At 49.1% G+C, this 18736-nt stretch carries 11 protein-coding genes; 4 read left to right on the plus strand and 7 right to left on the minus strand.

Annotation, left to right across the window (positions count from 1 at the left end; translation table 11 throughout):
- Positions 1-258: 258 nt before the first annotated feature.
- Both MJ769_RS09225 and MJ769_RS09230 read left to right on the plus strand, forming a co-directional pair.
- Complete coding sequence (locus MJ769_RS09225) at positions 259-1716, plus strand: ABC transporter permease (RefSeq protein WP_239236636.1); 1458 nt, start codon at positions 259-261, stop codon at positions 1714-1716.
- Positions 1713-3785 (plus strand): ABC transporter ATP-binding protein, encoded by a 2073-nt coding sequence (locus tag MJ769_RS09230; protein WP_239236638.1) that lies wholly within the window; start codon positions 1713-1715, stop codon positions 3783-3785. The genes MJ769_RS09225 and MJ769_RS09230 overlap by 4 nt, the downstream gene beginning before the upstream one ends.
- A 57-nt stretch (positions 3786-3842) precedes the next feature.
- Here the strand turns inward: MJ769_RS09230 and MJ769_RS09235 are convergent, their stop codons facing one another.
- Both MJ769_RS09235 and ylqF read right to left on the minus strand, forming a co-directional pair.
- A complete protein-coding gene (locus MJ769_RS09235) occupies positions 3843-5225 on the minus strand; it encodes a transglycosylase SLT domain-containing protein (RefSeq protein ID WP_239236640.1) in 1383 nt (460 codons plus the stop codon).
- Positions 5226-5346: 121 nt separating this feature from the next.
- The gene (ylqF, locus tag MJ769_RS09240) at positions 5347-6258 is read right to left on the minus strand and encodes a ribosome biogenesis GTPase YlqF (protein WP_239236642.1); all 912 of its coding nucleotides are present in this window, start codon (positions 6256-6258) and stop codon (positions 5347-5349) included.
- Positions 6259-6728: 470 nt separating this feature from the next.
- On the opposite strand from ylqF, the gene tnpA reads away from it, so the two are divergent.
- Entirely contained in the window at positions 6729-7190 is a 462-nt protein-coding gene (gene tnpA, locus MJ769_RS09245) for an IS200/IS605 family transposase (protein WP_239236644.1), read from the plus strand.
- Between the two features lie 149 nt (positions 7191-7339).
- Here the strand turns inward: tnpA and MJ769_RS09250 are convergent, their stop codons facing one another.
- From MJ769_RS09250 to MJ769_RS09260, 3 genes are all read right to left on the minus strand, one after another.
- Positions 7340-8551: an ammonium transporter gene (locus MJ769_RS09250; RefSeq protein ID WP_445083084.1), complete on the minus strand. Its 1212-nt coding sequence runs from the start codon at positions 8549-8551 to the stop codon at positions 7340-7342.
- Positions 8552-8753: 202 nt separating this feature from the next.
- On the minus strand, positions 8754-9299 hold the full coding sequence (locus tag MJ769_RS09255) for an NUDIX domain-containing protein (RefSeq protein WP_239236645.1): 546 nt from the start codon (positions 9297-9299) through the stop codon (positions 8754-8756).
- A gap of 73 nt (positions 9300-9372) precedes the next feature.
- On the minus strand, positions 9373-11418 hold the full coding sequence (locus MJ769_RS09260) for a thioredoxin domain-containing protein (RefSeq protein WP_239236647.1): 2046 nt from the start codon (positions 11416-11418) through the stop codon (positions 9373-9375).
- 591 nt (positions 11419-12009) lie between these two features.
- Between MJ769_RS09260 and MJ769_RS09265 the strand changes: the two genes are divergently transcribed.
- Complete coding sequence (locus MJ769_RS09265; protein WP_239236649.1) at positions 12010-15177, plus strand: transglycosylase domain-containing protein; 3168 nt, start codon at positions 12010-12012, stop codon at positions 15175-15177.
- Between the two features lie 262 nt (positions 15178-15439).
- Here MJ769_RS09265 and MJ769_RS09270 read toward each other — a convergent pair whose 3' ends face one another.
- Both MJ769_RS09270 and MJ769_RS09275 read right to left on the minus strand, forming a co-directional pair.
- Positions 15440-18319, minus strand: a complete 2880-nt coding sequence (locus tag MJ769_RS09270) for an O-antigen ligase family protein (protein WP_239236651.1) — start codon at positions 18317-18319, stop codon at positions 15440-15442.
- Between the two features lie 77 nt (positions 18320-18396).
- On the minus strand, positions 18397-18736 hold a 340-nt coding region (locus MJ769_RS09275), incomplete at its 5' end, for a PEP-CTERM sorting domain-containing protein (RefSeq protein ID WP_239236653.1).

The raw sequence follows: 18736 nt of genomic DNA on the forward strand, positions 1-18736 counted from the left end.
TTGGGGTGCTGGCTAGTTGTAGTGCTATGCATTTCGAGTGCTGTGTGGCTAGCCACAGAAGCGTGGCACAGCACCGCGATTTGCCCGTCAGCGCATCCAAAAATTGGATGTTGGTTGCCTCTTCTTACCTAAGCATATTTCCCGTTCGAAATGAGTCATACCTTAAGCTCAGATCGAGCTTAAGGTATGAGGCAAGCCGCCTATGTTTTAATTTCATTTTGTGCTTAGAACGCGCGATTTTTAGTAATCGATGTCGGGATGAGTAATATGCCCGTTATTCTTTGGACGGATGCGATGATTTTCCTGCTGCTCGCAACGGTTCTTGCTGCGGCATTGTGGATACGGAAGCGTCCCCATCTTGTTTTGCCATGGCAGCGTGTGGCAAAGGGCAGTGTGGGTATGGTATCGCTGCTGGTGTTGTCGTTATTCGTGTTGGTGGGCTTACTCGATACCATGCACTACCGCGCGGCGCTGCCGGAAAAAAGCAATGGCCAGACAGTTTATTCGGCCGAGGTGTTGAGTGTCTTTGATGCACTTGCAATAGGCTTAAGAAGCCGTACCGAAAAGACATATTCTGCACCACTGGCGGCGTATTTGTATGCCAAGGAAAGTATTGAAACGACAGATGGCAAGATACGACGGGATTATCCTCGCTTGCTTTATGGTGGCGCCCATCTGGCTGATCCACAGCGCGAACTTCAAGGTGATGTGCTTAAACGCACAGTGGTCGGTGCTTTAGTGGGGTTGCTAATTGGTATATTCTTAATTGTAGTTGGTAATACGGTAATCCGTTTTTTCGTCAAATCCAGGATAGACCGGTCATCGACCGGACAAGAAATCAGTAAAGATGGCAGCGGGATTTTCACCTTTACGAAAGCAATGAAAAATAAGCCGTTCAGAGCATTACTGATAACGGCTTTGTTAATGGCCATGCTGCTTGGCGTTACTGCCAATCTGGCTGCGGTTTATCACGTGCTAGGTACCGACAAAGTAGGGCAGGATGTGCTGTATCTCGCGCTGAAAAGTATTCGCACCGGGCTTGTGATCGGCACTGTCACAACGCTGGTGATGTTGCCGTTTGCGTTGCTGTTGGGTATTGCTGCAGGATACATGCGTGGCTGGGTGGATGATGTGATCCAGTATCTTTATACCGTACTAAGTTCTATTCCTAGCGTATTGTTGATTGCGGCTGCAGTGTTAATGATGCAGGTTTATATTGAGATGCATCCCGAGTGGTTTGAAACTTCTGCTGCACGTGCAGATTTACGCTTGTTGTTTTTGTGTCTGATTCTCGGTGTGACCAGTTGGACCGGGCTATGTCGCCTACTTCGTGGCGAGACACTTAAACTGCGAGAGATGGAATACATCCAGGCGGCGCAGGCATTTGGCGTTTCATCTTCTCGCATCCTTACTCGCCACATCGTGCCTAATGTGATGCACATCGTACTGATTGCGGTGGTGATGGATTTCAGCAGCCTGGTACTGGCTGAAGCTGTGTTGTCTTATGTTGGAGTGGGAGTTGACCCTAGTACGATGAGTTTTGGCACTTTGATAAACTCCGCCCGTATGGAGATGGGCCGTGAGCCGATGGTGTGGTGGACGTTGGCGGCTGCGTTCGGGTTTATGCTGGTGCTGGTGTTGGCTGCCAATCTGTTTGCGGATGCGGTACGTGATGCGTTTGATCCGCGCTTGAATCGGACGGAAGCGGTTGCATGACATCTAACCACTCTATTAATCAGCTTCGTCCTCTCCCCAACGCTCTTCCGGAAAAAGCAGAATTCCTACTGAATGTAGATGGATTGGTGACAAACCTGAACAATGGTGCGCGCATTGTAGACGACATTTCGTTCAGCATTAAACAGGGCGAGACCTTTGCACTGCTTGGTGAATCCGGCTGTGGAAAATCCATGACGGCATTATCACTCATGCGGTTGCTACCGGATGGGATACGCATCGCAAGCGGTGATATTAAACTTGACGAAGAAGATATTTTGGCGCTTCCAGAATATGCCATGCGCAGGGTGCGTGGTGGTCAGATGGCAATGATTTTTCAGGAGCCTGGTTTAAGTTTGAACCCAGTGATGACGGTGGGTGATCAGATTGCAGAAACATTGAAATTACATCAGGAATTGGGTAGTGATGCAATTCGCTCGCGATGTGTTGAACTGCTGGAGCAAGTGGGTATTTCTGACGCGCCACGCCGTGCGTATGAATATCCATTTCAGCTTTCCGGTGGCATGAAACAACGCGTGATGATTGCAATGGCACTGGCCGGACAACCAAAGTTGTTGATCGCAGACGAACCAACTACCGCTCTGGACGTCACCATTCAAGCGCAGGTTCTTAAACTGTTGCGCGATACGCAGCAGAAAACCGGTATGACGTTGTTACTGATAACTCATGATCTGGGCGTGGTAGCTCAAATGGCGCATCAGGTTGGGGTGATGTATGCCGGACAAATTATCGAGCAGGCACCGCGTGAGCAATTGTTCGCGCGTCCCGCTCATCCCTATACGCAAAAACTCTTTGCCGCATTGCCGGATGCTGGACGCAGTGGGCAACCATTAGCGGCCATCCCGGGCAATGTACCTTCATTGGGTGCATCACTGGCAGCTTGCAGATTTGCTCCGCGCTGCGATAAAGCGTGGGCACTGTGCCACGACAAGGTGCCAGAGTGGACGCAGTTGGAAAACGGGCAGAGGGTAAAGTGCCATCTATACACATCGCAAATGGGGAGTGAGGAATCCAACTTGAAAGTACCTCTCTCCCCCGAGCCTTCTACCGCAAGCGGGGAAGGATCTGGGGAAGAAGGGAGGGACTCTCCACTTTTGCAAGTTGACAATCTGCAAGTCTACTTTCCCATCCACAAAGGTATATTGCAGCGCACGGTAGGTTACGTTAAAGCGGTAGATGGCGTGTCAATGAACATTCCAGCGGGACGCACGCTGGCGCTGGTAGGCGAATCAGGATGTGGCAAAACAACAGTGGGCAAGGCGCTGCTGCAACTTATTACACCTACCGCAGGCAGCGTGCGTTTTGCGGGCCATGAACTCATAGGCATCAATGCGAGGCAATTGCGCAAACAGCGCGCCGGAATGCAAATGATATTTCAGGATCCCTATGCATCTTTGAACCCCAAGATGCGCATAGCGGAAATTTTACAAGAGGGTATGGATGCACTGTCTATTGCTAAAAATAGTGATGAGCGGCAACGTCGCATAGACGAATTGCTGGAACAGGTTGGCCTGGAGAAATCTTCAAAGTGGCGATATCCGCACGAGTTTTCCGGCGGGCAACGGCAGCGTATAGCTATCGCACGGGTGTTGGCAGTCAATCCGAATTTGCTGATTTGCGATGAGCCGACCAGCGCGCTGGATGTTTCGGTGCAGGCGCAAATTTTAAATTTGCTGAAATCATTGCAGCAGCAACTAAAATTAAGCTATCTGTTTATTTCGCACAATCTGGCGGTGGTGGAATATCTCGCACACGAAGTATATGTAATGTATTTGGGACGTATCGTCGAGCGCGGCACGGTGGAGGAGGTATTGCATGCCCCTAAACATCCTTATACTCGGGCACTGCTGTCTGCAGTACCGAGAATAGATGGACAGGTCATGCAAACTGTTCGTCTGTCTGGGGAAACGCCTTCTCCTTCGCATCCACCTCAGGGCTGCCATTTCCACACGCGTTGCGTTCATGCTATAGCGGAATGTAGTGCGATTTATCCAGGAGAGACCATAATTAGCGCCACACATCGCGTGCATTGTCATCGTGCGGCGGAGTAATGGCTGCGCAATTCTCACCAGTATAAGTTTGCCGTAGCTTCTATCAATACTGGATAATTAATACGACTTGTTGAGTTGCCTGATGAAAATGTGCTGACCTGGGTTGAGTACTCTTACGTTGTTATTCCAGCTTTGCAGTTTTTCCACACTCACTTTGTAGAGGCGAGAAATAGTACTCAGTGTGTCACCTTTACGCACCGTGTGTTTAATAGTCTTCCCAGGCAACTGATTGGCAAGGGCAGGGCGATTATTGAGTGATTCAAATTTATTTTCTGCAATTTGACCATTGAGTGGTACCAGTAGCATCTGACCGGTATTTACTTTAAGACGCGTTGACAGGCCGTTGACAGATCGCAGTGTCTCTGGTGACAGGCCGAAGCGTGTCGCGAGCTCGTTCAAGTGTTCCCCTTTTCTGATCTTGTAAGCTTGCCATGATACGAGTGGCAGGCTGTTGCTTGCCAGATTAGCGCGAAAGGTTTCCGCTTTGTCCACGGGTAACAATAGTACTTCTGAATTTTCTTGCAGAATAACCGGACGGCTGTGGGCGGGATTCAGCGCACGGAATTCATCCAGCGTAACATCCGCCAACCCTGCGGCAAGCTCCATGTCAATATTGTTTGACGTACTGACAGCAACGAAATACGGTTGATCCGCAACAGGATGTAGCGCCAGGCCAAAGTTGGCAGGATTGTCAATAATGTTCTTTATCGCTTGCAGTTTGGGTAGGTAGTTGCGTGTTTCGGATGGCATTTTAAGGTTGGCATAATTTGCCGGTAAACCTAGTTTGCGGTTATGAGCAAGAGCGCGTTGTACTGCCCCTTCTCCCCAGTTGTATGCGGCAAGTGCCAACTCCCAATCACCGAACATGCCATGCAACTTTTGCAGGTAGTCGAGTGCGGCGGTGGTCGCGCTGATAATATTCCGCCGCCCGTCATACCACCAATTCTGCCGCATGCCGAAATGTTTGCCAGTAGACGGGATGAACTGCCAGATGCCAGAGGCGCTAGATGTTGAATAACTACTTGGATTAAAAGCACTTTCTATCATCGGTAGCAGTGCGATTTCCGATGGCATTCCGCGTCGCTCGACTTCCTCCACAATAAAGTGGAGATAGCGCTCTCCACGCTCCGTCATTCGTTGCATATAGTCTGGACGTTTTGCGTACCATTGCTCGTGGTTCGCCACGAGCGGGCTATTCAATTTGCGCAGCGCGTAACCATTTCGGATGCGTTGCCATAAGTCATTTTGTGAAAAGCTAAGGTCGGCCGTAAGTGCCAGATCGAGGCCAGCGGAAGTAGCAGCTGGTTGTGGTGTGGAATCTGCTTGTAAGGCATCGAGCGAGCTATCAGGATAAATATTTTCCTCTGCATGAACCACAGTCACTGCGTTCAGCGCAATGCAAGCAGAGAAAGCGAATATGTATAATTTGTTTAACAGCACTTAATGATGCCCTACAGAAATAAAATTATGTCGATGGTAACCGAGGGTGCAAAGAGCTTCAATGATTGGTCAAGCCAGATTTTCAAGGCAGTATCACTTGGCAAAGAAGTTTTTGAGACGGCTATTCGCATGAATCGGTTATATTTGAAGCTTGCTCCCTTACTTTAATAGCTGCTTGTTCGGCAATCATTATATTGCGACTTTTTGGTGTTTCCAGACTGATACGTCCAAGTGCTCCAGTGCGGTAATCCTGTAGTAGCATGAGAGCAGCTTTTTCCAGATTTGGAACGCCTCCCTTGAGCAAAAACCCGCGCCGTTTAGCGACTGCTTCGACAATGCCCACCCCATCCAGACCTTCAACGGAGAATCCGTAACGGTTTGCCAGGAAGTGGGGATAGCATGCTAGCAGGATGTCACCCAGAAAACTGGCCACTTCTTCGTCAATTATGGCATTTCGCCCAACCGCGTGGCTTGCGGCCAGCATGAAGCCGTCGCTGTCATACTCAATCTTTGGCCACATTAGCCCTGGCGTATCTATCAGCGTCATCCGCTCATTCAAATCGAATCCCTGCTGGTTTTTGGTCACTGCGGGCTCGTCGCCTACAGCAGCCACTCGGCGCTTCAGTAGCGCATTCATCAGTGTAGATTTTCCTACATTAGGGATGCCCATGATCATCATGCGTAGTGGCTTAAGTCTGTTATCACGATGCGGGGCAAGCATCTCGCATAAACCAGGAACCTTGGCGACATCTCCCGGTTTTTTGCAGGATAGCGCTATGGCTTTAATTCCTTTTTGTTCATTGTAGAAATTCAGCCAGGCTTTAGTGGCCGCCGGATCAGCCAGATCGGCTTTATTGAGGATTTTTAAACAGGGCCGCTGGCGATGCACGCGCAGCTCTGTAATGACTGGATTGCTGCCCGCTTCCGGCACGCGTGCATCTAATACCTCTATTATCATATCGACGCGTTCCATGGTTTCGGCTGCCTTTTTGCGCGCCGAAACCATGTGGCCGGGGAACCACTGAATGGACATTCGTAATCAACTATCTAGATAAAGGTGCATTTTACTCTTCGCTGATTGATACGTCATGTATGTCGTTGCTGAGGGTACATCTAAAATCCAGATTCCATCCAATATCCTGAGTTAGGAGCATTCGAAGCCACCTCATTTGATCAGCAGAGAGTTGCTTCTCAATGGTCTTTCCTACTTATTAATATACCTATCTCAAAACAATTTTTACTCACTTCGAAAGTAATTATTATTTGGTTCAGACCAGCGGATGCTGTGTTTGGACGAATACTGAAGTGATCATCCCAGTGATGTTGAAGAAGGCTTAGAAGTGTCAAGTTTGAATGGTTCATCGATGATGTTTTTATTGAAAGTTAAAAAACCACGTCCTATGGACGTGGTCATCACCTGATTGGCTTTGCCTGTCAGAGTACCTGCCCATACAGTTATCTTTCGGAGTGTTGTCCCCGCAACACTTAACGAAAGGAAAAGATATGAGCAGGTTTTCAAGAGCATCGCACGTTATCTGGCATTGTCAATATCATTTGGTATGGGTTCCGAAGTACAGATTTCGGATACTCCAAGGGCCGGTAGGTCGAGAGGTCTATAAATGCGTGATGATACTCAGCCAGCAGTTAGGGTGCGAAGTAGTGGAATTGAATGTGCAGGCGGATCACGTACACTTGTTGGTAAAGGTGCCACCGAAATTATCGGTATCGGGCTTGATGGGTATATTGAAAGGTCGGACGGCGATAAGGTTGTTCAGCGTATTTCCGTTTCTCAAGAAACGGCCCTATTGGGGCAATCATTTCTGGGCGAAGGGCTACTGTGTTGACACGGTGGGACTGAACGGAGAGATGATACAAAAGTACGTGCGGTTTCAAGAGAAGGAAGAGCAGCATCAGGAGCAATTGCAACTGGAACCTGGCAGAGCGCCTTCTCGGAAGGCGCGATAGGTGTGCCCCCCTCTGGGGGGCATTGGGCAATACCACGTTCTACGAACGTGGTTTGTTTACTTGCCGGATCAATAGTTGCCTTAAATATCATAATGATGGTGCACAGCTCGTTTTTGCTCAAGCAATTTATGCTTGAAACAGGCTCGACGCTACCACCCCGATTCTCGTTCCGGTGTTGCCGTAATTTTGTGTATGCTCAAATCCGAACCATTGAATTCTTCTTCCGCACTCAGTCGAATACCGACTGTTTTCTTCAAAATAAAATAGACTAAAAAACCGCCGCCGAAAGCAATCGCTATACCCAGCAGCGTACCGATTGTCTGCGCCATAAAACTGACCCCACCAAGCCCCCCCCAAGCCTTCAGCCCGAAGATACCTGCTGCTATACCACCCCATGCGCCGCATAATCCATGGAGCGGCCAGACGCCGAGTACGTCATCTATTTTCCAACGGTTCTGCGTTAAGGTGAACATCCATACAAACAGCCCACCCGCAATGCCGCCGGTCACCAATGCGCCAAGGGGGTGCATCACATCGGAGCCAGCGCATACGGCTACCAGCCCGGCCAAGGGGCCGTTATGTACGAAGCCGGGGTCATTTTTGCCAACAAAAAGTGCAACCAGTGTGCCGCCCACCATCGCCATGAGGGAGTTAACTGCAACCAGGCCACTGATCTTGCCAATTTCTTGCGCTGACATGACATTAAAGCCGAACCAGCCAACGGTGAGTATCCATGCGCCTAGTGCAAGAAAGGGAATGCTGGAAGGTGGGTGCGCCGCGACGCGACCTTCTTTGGTATAGCGTCCACGCCTCGCACCAAGCAGTAAAACGGCCGCGAGTGCTATCCAGCCACCTACTGCATGCACCACAACAGAACCGGCAAAATCGTGAAATTCCGCGCCGAATTTGGATTGTAGCCAACTTTGCACACCAAAGCGGTGGTTCCAGGCGATGCCCTCGAAAAAGGGATAAATAAAACCGACCAGTATAAAGGTGGCGGCTAACTGCGGATTGAATTTGGCACGCTCTGCCATACCTCCGGAAACAATAGCGGGAATGGCCGCAGCAAAGGTCAGGAGGAAGAAAAATTTGATCAGTTCATAGCCATTTTTCTGTGCCAAATGTTCAGCATCGGTGAAAAAATTAACGCCGTAGGCGATGCCGTAGCCGATAAAAAAATATGCCAGCGTGGAGATGCCGAAGTCGGTGAGAATTTTCACCAACGCGTTCACCTGATTTTTCTTACGAACCGTACCCAATTCAAGAAAAGCAAACCCTGCGTGCATCGCCAGAACCATGATAGCGCCGAGCAGTATAAACAGTGCGTCACTGCCTGTTTTCAGGTTTCCAATATTTTCCATTTCTTACTCCGTATATGAACTAGCCCAGAGGTTATAAGCAAGTTTCGTTCCAGCTTGTCTGTATCTTGATTTGTATACGTATTTCTGTTTAGTTAATATTTATACATGAATATACACACCAATTTGGTGCATTGTTACCTCATTGACGCTTCAAATTGGCGCGTCATCCTGAGGTAACGGTATGGAGACCTCCAGTCATTTATTAATTTTCCCAGCCATTTAACACTTTTTCCAGCCAGAAAATGCCAATCATGGTTTTGCTGTCGTTGATTTTCCCCTGTCTTATCAAGTCCAGTGCATCGCTAAGCGATAGCTCAAATACTTCAAGAAACTCCCCATCGTCTAGTTGTTGACCTTGGTAGGTCAGTCCTCGTGCCAGAAAATATTCCATTCGTTCATCGGAAAAACCTATACACGGCCAAGCAGTGGTCAAATGCGTCCACTGGCTGGCAAGGTAGCCAGTTTCTTCCAATAATTCGCGTTGCGCGGTGAGCAAAATATCTTCGCCATGATCAATTTTTCCGGCAGGCAGCTCAATAAATACACGGTGCGGCGCATAGCGAAATTGCCGTTCCATTAATAGATTGCCATTATCCAGAATTGCCAACACGGCCACCGCGCCGGGATGGACTATATGTTCGCGCATGCCCGCACTGCCATCCGGCAACTTCACGTTGTCCTTGAATACCTTGATGAAATCACCTTCATACACAGGCTTCGAATCAAGACGGGTTTCTTTTAAATCCATAAATACTCCTTAAATTTTATCAACGAAGGGATGCTTCACGCAGGTGGCTATGTAAGTGTGGATCGATAATGTCTTAGCCCGTCTCGCCAGATTTGCATACATTTATCAAAGTTTGGCAATCTTCGATTACGGGCAAACATTGCACGCCTTGGCAGACCCACGCGCTAAGGCCTTGTGTGAGAGGCTTTGTCAGTGTTTCCGGAAGTCCGACAGGCTCGCCTTCCACAGCCAGTATCAAGGTGTCAGGCCAGTAGTGTTGAAATAATTGCTTGCACCAGGCTGCGCTTGTTCCCGGTTCACCACGCAAAATGACGATTTGCGGCGGCATAAGATATTCTTGCAAAGTCATTAACAGGCTAGTGAAGCCCATGGGTTGCTTTGCAAAAAATGGATAATAAAGTGTCAGCGTGCGCCCGGCAGCCTCAAGGTAGCGCTTCTCTCCTAAAATATGGCCGAGGCGCTGTAATGCGAGTGCTGCAATGCCATTGCCGGAAGGCATCGCATTATCATGCTCTGGCTTGGGGCGATGGATAAGCTTTTCGTGGTCGTGGCTGGTAAAGAAAAACCCACCCGCTTGCTGATCTTCGAATTGTTCCAGTAACACATCGGCTAGCGCGCGGGCAAATTCCAGATCAGTCTGTCGGAACTGCGTTTGCAGTAATTCCAGTAAAGCATCCAGCATGAATGCATAGTCATCAAGATAGGCATTCAGATGCGATTTGCCGTCCTTGCTGGTAGCAAACAGGCGACCATTTTGCCACATCGTGGCATGTATAAAATCTACCGCGCGCTGTGCCGACAATATCCACTCTGCTTCGCCCAGTCTCCTGCCAGCACGCGCCATACCTTTGATCATAAGTGCGTTCCAGCTAACCAGTATTTTTTCGTCACGTCCTGGGCGCATCCGGCTTGCACGCGCGGCGAACATTTTTTCTTGCGCACTGGCGAGTTGCTGCGTGACTTGTTCAAGGGGAAGATGTAGTGCTTCCGCTATGCTATCTGGCGGCTGGGCAACTATCAAATTCCAATACTTATCTTCAAAATTAGGCGGCTGATCAAGTCCATAGTGAGCGGCGACGATGGCATATTCTTCCACGCTTAACAAGCTTGCGGCCTGCTCCGGCGTCCACACATAAAATTTGCCTTCCTCGTGCTCAGAATCCGCATCTAGACTGGAGTAATAACCGCCTTGCGGTGACTGCATCTCACGCATGACCCAACCCGATATACCTTGTACAACGCGATTAAACGATGTTTCGCCTGACAGCACATACGCATCGCTGTAAAGTGCCAGCAATGGGCCATTGTCGTATAGCATTTTTTCAAAATGGGGAATTTCCCAGCGTTCATCCACACTATAGCGGCAAAAACCGCCGCCCAGCTGATCGTAAATCCCGCCATCCGCCATTTTTTGCAGCGTGAAGAGCACCATGCGACGCGCGTCGGGATCACCGCCACGCATCGTATACCTTAACAAAAATTCCATCTCGGTCGGGAGCGGAAATTTGGGTGCACCGCCGAAACCACCGTGAACAGGATCAAACAATCTTTGAAATCCGCTGAATGCATCTTCTAATGACGTTTTATTGAAACTAACCTGATTTTTTTCGCTCGGTTGGATGGTGCTAAATTCTTGCATCAGCGACAAACTTTGTTTGGCAATGTCATCCTGACGCGTGCGATAAAGCTCTGCCACGCGTTCGAGTAAAGATACAAAGCCGGGCAAGTTGTAGCGTGCCTGTTTTGGGAAATAGGTACCGCCAAAAAACGGCACTTGATCGGGCGTTAAAAATAAGGTGAGTGGCCAGCCGCCATTTCGCTGGGTCAGCATATTATGGGCGGCCTGATAAATGTGATCCAAGTCGGGCCGCTCTTCACGATCTACCTTGATATTGATGAAATATTGGTTCATCACTGCGGCGACGTCTGCATCCTCAAACGACTCGTGTGCCATGACGTGACACCAGTGGCAGGCGGAATAGCCGATGGATAACAGGATCGGCTTATTCAGTTCGCGAGCGCACTTCAGTGCTTCTTCACCCCACGGGAACCAATCTACTGGGTTGTCGGCATGCTGCTGTAAATAGGGGCTGGTCTCTTGGGTAAGGCGATTAGGCATATTGGGCTCAATAATAAATACTTCGATTATGGGCACCTCTAAATAATCCAATTCTTCAAACAGCCGCTTACCGGCTTGCCTGCTTACTTTGCATCGTTACAATACGGCTTTAATAAAAATATAGCTTATATATCAACTGTATGCTCAGCTAAAATTTTATACTCATGCCTTACCTTGCTTAGAAACTTGAATTATTCGAGACGCCCTTAGGTCAACGCGGATGCTTCCTTGACGCAGAGTTTACAGTTATACAACATTACCATTACCATCTCTACTGAATGAGCACAATACCCACGCATGCTAAATTCAGGACTCTCTGCTGAAAGCATTTTTTAACTTGGTCAGAGTTGAACGCTTAACGATATGTTTGGGATCAGCTATACTTAGCGAAGGTGATATTTGCGCTTCTCATGGCACTTCTAAAATTAGGTTTCAGCCCAATATTTTGTTTATCTATATGCAGACAAATGCGCTGTCCTGAATTAATTTCATGACTTGCATTCCGGCAAACGCTGAATTTTATAAGACAACCATCAAATTCGAATTCGTTTAATTATTTGTGCAACTTCAGTTTGAATCCACTCGTCTGCCTTGTCAAAAAGAACTCAACAAGTGTTTCTCAATTATCCTGGTAACTCAATCATTAAGCGCACTCACAAATTTTTTGCCCTTGCCATTGCTGTTCTTATCTTGCTTCTTATTGTGCTGGCATTTACTGCCTTCTTTATTTATCGAGAAACTGAAACCTCTGCATACCAGGCACACCGCCTGTCAAAACTGGCCAATGATCTTCGCTGGGAAGTAAAAAGTGGTTCAAATGGCGGGTTACACTTACCGCAGGCAGGGCCATACGACATGCGCCTTGGGTATGGTCGGTTACCAAATTTGCTTCAGAATTTAACCGAGCACGGCTTCCATGTGCATGCTCAGGCAAGTATTTCTCCGCGTATGAAGAAGCTTGTTGAACAGGGGTTATTCGTTCCTTACCGCGAAAAAGCACAGGCCGGTCTAGAAATTGTCGACGACAACGGTCAGTCACTTTACCGTACTGTTTTCCCGGCTCGCGTTTATGCAAACTTTAAATCGGTTCCGCCACTAGTAACGAACAGCCTGCTATTTATCGAGAATCGTGAGCTGTTGGATCCGAGCCACCCCAAAAAAAATCCGGCCATCGAGTGGACCCGTCTTGGAAAGGCTGTTCTGGACAAAACGATTCAGTTCGTTCGCCCCGAACACGACGTACCAGGTGGCAGCACGCTTGCAACTCAAATTGAGAAATACCGGCATTCTCCCCAGGGGATGACCCTCAGTCCCACTGACAAGGTGCAGCAGATCGCCTCCGCCTCTGTACGCGCTTATTTGGATGGGGAGGAAACAATGCCTGCCCGCAGGCGTATCGTAGTAGATTATCTTAATACGGTTCCACTTGCCGCTGCCTCGGGCTTCGGGGAGGTAAATGGATTGGGAGACGGGCTGTGGGCATGGTACGACCTGGATTTCGAAGTTGCAAATCGGATTCTGAAAGTTTGGTCTGCAAACAGCACAGACCTGGCCGAGACCGCACGTTACTATAAACATGTGCTAAGTCTCATGGTTGCCCAACGCAGGCCTTCCGGTTATTTAATTAGCGATCGCAAAGCACTGAATGAGCTTACCAATAGTCACCTGCGTGTGCTGGCGCAGGCTGGCGTAATATCGCCCAGGCTAAGTGAGGCTGCGCTGAGAGTGCCACTTCGCTTCCGCGATGCTGCTGTGCCAGTGAGAACCAGAAATTTCTCTGCCTCAAAGGCTGTTAATGCGGTGCGCATGCGTCTTGCTTCCCAAATGGGTGTACAACGCCTGTATGAGTTGGATCGTCTGGATTTATCAGTGCAAAGCACGCTCGACGGTGAGTTACAAGAAAAGACAACTGATATCTTGCGTCAGCTTAAGAACCCAGAATATGCCCGCGCTGCGGGACTCTATGGCAATCGTCTGTTGGGCGAAGCGGATCCGGGCAAAATAATTTACAGCTTCACGCTTTCAGAGTTGACGCTGCAGGGTGCAAAATCGCGAATTCAGGCCGACAATTTCGATCAACCCTTAGACATCAATAAAGGCACCAAGCTGGATCTTGGATCCACAGCAAAACTAAGGACGCTGGTCACTTATCTTGAAGTTATCGAAGAGTTGCATCAAAAATATGCTGCACTCGAGCCGGATGCGTTACATAAAGAAGAGAGTGATCCTAACGACGTCCTTAGTCGCTGGGCGATCGAATATCTGCTGCATAGCACGGATAAAAGTTTAGCAGCCATGCTGGGCGCTGCCTTGGAACGTACATATTCTGCTAACCCTCATGAACAGTTCTTTACCGGTGGTGGGGCGCATTATTTTAAGAATTTCAAACATGAAGACGATAGCAGGACATTAAGTGTTCGCGAAGCGACGTACAATTCCGTCAATCTCGTTTACATCCGCCTTATGCGCGATATAGTGCGCTACCATATGCTTCATATCAAGGGTTCATCTGCCAAGATCCTCAGAGATGCTAACCATCCTGATCGCGATGTATATCTCAGGCGATTTGCTGACAAGGAAGGAACGATATTCATCAACCGATTTTATGTTAAATACAATCATAAAACGGCAAGCGAGATTGACGAGATCTTTTTTTCCAGTTTACGACAGACGCCGCGCCGGCTTGCCGCCGCTTACCGCTATATTCACCCTGAGGCTACACTTGCTGAGTTCAATAAATTCATGAAAGCTCGTCTGCCTGGCCTCCAGGAACCAGTTGAGCGCGTTCTCCAAGAGCAGTATCAGCGCTATGAGCCAGGTAAATTTTCGCTGGCGGATCAGGGTTATATCGTCGCCGCACACCCATTGGAGCTATGGCTGGTGCGCTATTTAAATAACCACCCGAATGCGAAACATAAGGACGTGATCAAAGCCAGCGTCGAGGAGCGTGTGGCTGTTTATCGCTGGCTATTCAAGACCATCCACAAGAATGCACAGGACATTCGAATCCGCAGCCTATTGGAACTGGAAGCTTTTCTGGAGATTCATGGTAGTTGGAAACGTCTCGGTTATCCCTTCGATGCACTTATACCATCGCTCGCCACCGCTATTGGCAGTTCGGCTGACCGCCCGGCCGCACTCGCCGAACTTATGGGTATTATCTTGAATAATGGGGTTCGGGTACCCGAGATACTTATCGAACGTCTGCACTTTGCTGCAAACACTCCTTTTGAATCCATAGTGGAACGTACCCCTGACCAAGGCGAAAAAATATTTTCACCTGATTTGGCAGCTGTGGTTCGTGACGTATTGACCGGAGTAGTGGAAAAAGGCACAGCTTCACGACTCGGTCACGCAATAGTGAAAGAGGATGGCACCTGGATTCCGATAGGCGGTAAGACTGGAACCGGCGATCATCGTTATGTCACCTTTTCATCGGCGGGTGTTATTAAGGAATCCCATGCGGTAAATCGCTCCGCAACTTTTGTGTTCTTCATCGGGGATCGATTTTACGGGACGCTTACAGCATTTGTGCCCGGTGCGGACGCGGCTAATTATCAGTTTACTTCAGCACTCTCTGCGCAAGTTTTGAAATACCTCTTGCCCACTTTGAAACCACTCATTAATAAGGCTCAACCTCTGCCCGAACAAATATCATCGAAACCAATCGTCAAACACAGCTCGCCAAAAGAAAAAGGGGAAGATGAGGCTGTGCATTCCAGTCAACTCCCATTTCCGATAGAAGATGACTTACCTTGATGGGTGAAGCTGGCAATAAATTAATTTCTACAGGACGTCGTCATTGAGTGTGACGACGATTTCGACCTCTCTAAAAATTTGAGCTATACCAAAGTCAAAGTCAGGCGGGTAATTTAGCAGTATTTGGAGTATCACGTTGACCCTAAGCCGAATGATTACTTAGAGATAGAATCCGATTAAGACGTGTTGTTTTAGCGATATTTATCCGAACCTTCAGTCCATAATTTAAACCAACCAATTTTAGACGATAGGTGTTTAAATATCATCGACTTGTATCGCGCCGCGCTTTATGTGAAGCGCCAACAAGCAGTGCTAACACAAGCATCATCGCTAACCGCGGAGCATCAAGCAAACTATCCACAAATCCAATGGTAAGCAATCCACTGATTCCAGCCAGCCATACAGTTGCAAGTGGTTCTCCAGCCCATAAACCGCGCATCAAGCGCCAAACCGCTGCGATGATCAAAGCACAAAAAATCACCAATCCTACCAATCCTTGTTCAAAAGTCAGGTGAACCCACATATTTTTTATGTGCCAAGGAAGGTGGTCACCGGATTTAAAGAACCAATAATCACCTCCTTGCGTGAAGTCGCCATTCGAGATGAGGTTGGTGCCGCCACGATCAAGGAGGCGAATATTATCGACATCCACGACGCCCTTGTCTTGTGGATTATAGAGTGATAACTGAACTGGCCGTTTGGCCCACCACGCACCCTGTCCTATCTGTTCACTGGAAAAAGCAATGCTTCGATGCTGCCATCCCTTGCCCGGTGTAACAGCTACGCTCTCCCATTGGCAAAGATGTGAGTTGAGCAATTTTTTCTCGCAGATGGGTACATCGAGTTGTTTGGTCTGATCGTTTGAGCGCACATCCAGTTCGAGCGTATACGGCGTATCGGGCGTTACCGCGACACTCTGTGCCATATACAGCGTGCCACCTGAATTCAAACTCAGATAACGGTTACTGCCTTCGGTTTGATAGCGATAATTCCCCAGTGACGAATCAAAATTGGCGTAAAAATACCGCCCGGGGAATGTGCCTAGCCCAGCACCGAAAAGACGTTCGCCCCAATTGTCTTGCAGTAAGTCCAAAGCATGGGTCCAGTGAGCAAATCGGGTTTGTGCATCCGTTTCGGTTTGAGTGAAGCGATGCTGCAAAAAAGTGGCACTCGAAAGTCCCGCGATGGCCAGCAGAACGCCGGCGATCAGCGCTGTACTGGCCGTGTAACGCAAATTGTGCGACATCCCCCGTGCACGCAATGTTCGATACACACCTAAAGCCAGTACTGCAAAAACCACCGCGAGTGCCACGATTCCGCCTCGCGCTACAGTTGTAATCAATGCATAGATGGCAAGGAAAAATACGCTCAAGGCGACTGCCCTAATCCAGATTTTTTGTTCCTGCAAAAGCAATGTCCATGTGAAAGGCAGAGCAAAAACCAGATACGCTTCAATATGCCCGCCGCCAGTATGCATACTGGAAAAAGTTGACGTTACACGATAATCGGTAGCACTGCTGCCGCTGAAAAGCCAATACTCCCACAGCGCTGATATAGCTACGCCTGCCAAACCTATGAGCATACTGGCTGACCACAGCTTCATGGGTCGCACCTCATTGAGATATGGCCTCAACATAGCGAACAAAACCATGCCCCACAGAAAACCTTTTGCCACGCGCAGACTATTGTACTGGCTAAAATAGGAAGTAAAAGCATTGGCATCCAATGGCTGCAACGGCAACAAACCTGTCAGCCCGCTGATCAGAACGGAAGCCATTAATAGTGTAGCAAGCATGAGAGGGGCGACGTGGCTAGAATCAGTGCGATTATTATCAGGCGTACGCCAAAGCAGGGCTGCTAGCGTGACCGCCAGTAGCAAATCGAATTCATCGAGAAAAAATCGACCGGTCCAGAATGCAAGATCCAATACTGGCAACGCTGCCGGAACAATCACTAGCCATGCTTTGGGATAACGCCAAAGAAGCGCGAGATACAGCACAAATCCGCCAGCCAGCAGCTCATTCCAACGCGGAAAATCAAGCAACGCCCACCCGGTCGCACCGATCATAATCAATGCAAATGCGCGACGAGTAAGGAGCGCCGCAGCTGATAGAGGGCGAGGTGGGGATTCTGCTGCATCCTGAGATGCGTAGCGGGACTTATTATCGAGGCGGGTACGGTGCGGTAGCGTGGTTCGGCCATCACTCGAAGCACTGTCGCCGTGTCGCAGGTTGCTTTCGATTGCAAGCTTGCCAGTTCTTGCTGGGGGCGACACCGCTTTACCTGGGTTAGCCGCCGCAAGCGGACTGGATGCCGGACTGAATGCCTCGGATTGCGCAAACTTGCCTGCTAACCGGGAACGTTCGCCAAGCCAGAGACCCATTGCCAAACCCGGCAGCAGAGCTATGACTTCAACAACATCATCAAACCGAAAATTCTCTGCGGCAAGGGATGCGCAGACCATGAAGCCAAAGGCGCATGCGCCCCCCCATACCCTTGCCTGCCGCCCGTACCCGGCAAATCCACAGATCAGACCCAGAGCTCCCCAAAGTATGGACGGTTTAAGTAATTGATACACTCTATCCAGAATATTCCAATGGGCGAATGCCGTTTGACTAAGTGTGGCATTGGTATCTAGCGGCAAAAGCGCTAAAACAACTGCAGAAAAAACGGAGATACCCCACAGCGCAGGCAACCCGCGCGCGCTCGCCTGAACCCAGGTCGCCAATTGCAAAGCCGCAAACCAGCCTACAATACTACCCAGCACCAGCCCGGCGATAAGCCCTGTGATAGGCCAAAATTCATAACGGACAGTGGCTCCATGCATGAGGCTGAGAAAAAGGATGGCAAGGATTAAAGCGACTCCAAGGTAGAAACTCCACGAGCGGCTCGGCTGCGAAGGCCATCGGTAACGGGCGAAAGATTGCCAAAACGTCCCGACCAGCAGTATCAGTATAAATTGAGGGAGGAATTCGCTGCCACCCGACCATCCTGTTGCCAGATCAAGGCGGTGCAGGTGAGCGTTTTCTGGCACATGGAAAGGCAACCCAGCCTGCAGGTAAGCGGCCCAGATTGTTAATGAAATTGCGAGTGGTAAGAATTGAACCCGGCCAGAGGCCGGGTTAGGGATGAGCGATTTCACAATGCTTGCTATTCCGGATTACGCAGTCGCGATGTGCCGGCAAGGGGTGAAACCTGATTACCCGAATCAGGCTTCTCTTACGCCGATGCACCGTGTGCCTGACGCTTTCGAGTCATGTTCAGCCAGCCAAGCCCCAAAAAGCCGATCAGAAACAAGAACATTGTTCCTGGCTCGGGGATGCCATTCGTAACATTCCAAAAATTATACGCACTGATGCCCGGTACGGTGACAAAACTACCGACGGCACTAGTATCTTTGTTACCATCATTGTTCTTATCTTTGTCGTCGCGGCTGTTCTTATCTTTGTTGTCGCCGCTGTTCTTATCTTTGTTGTCGCCGCTGTTCTTATCTTTGCTGTCGCGGCTGTTCTTATCTTTGTTGTCGCCGCTGTTCTTATCTTTGCTGTCGCGGCTGTTC

Source organism: Candidatus Nitrotoga sp. BS, assembly GCF_927797785.1.
Classification (GTDB): Bacteria; Pseudomonadota; Gammaproteobacteria; order Burkholderiales; family Gallionellaceae; genus Nitrotoga.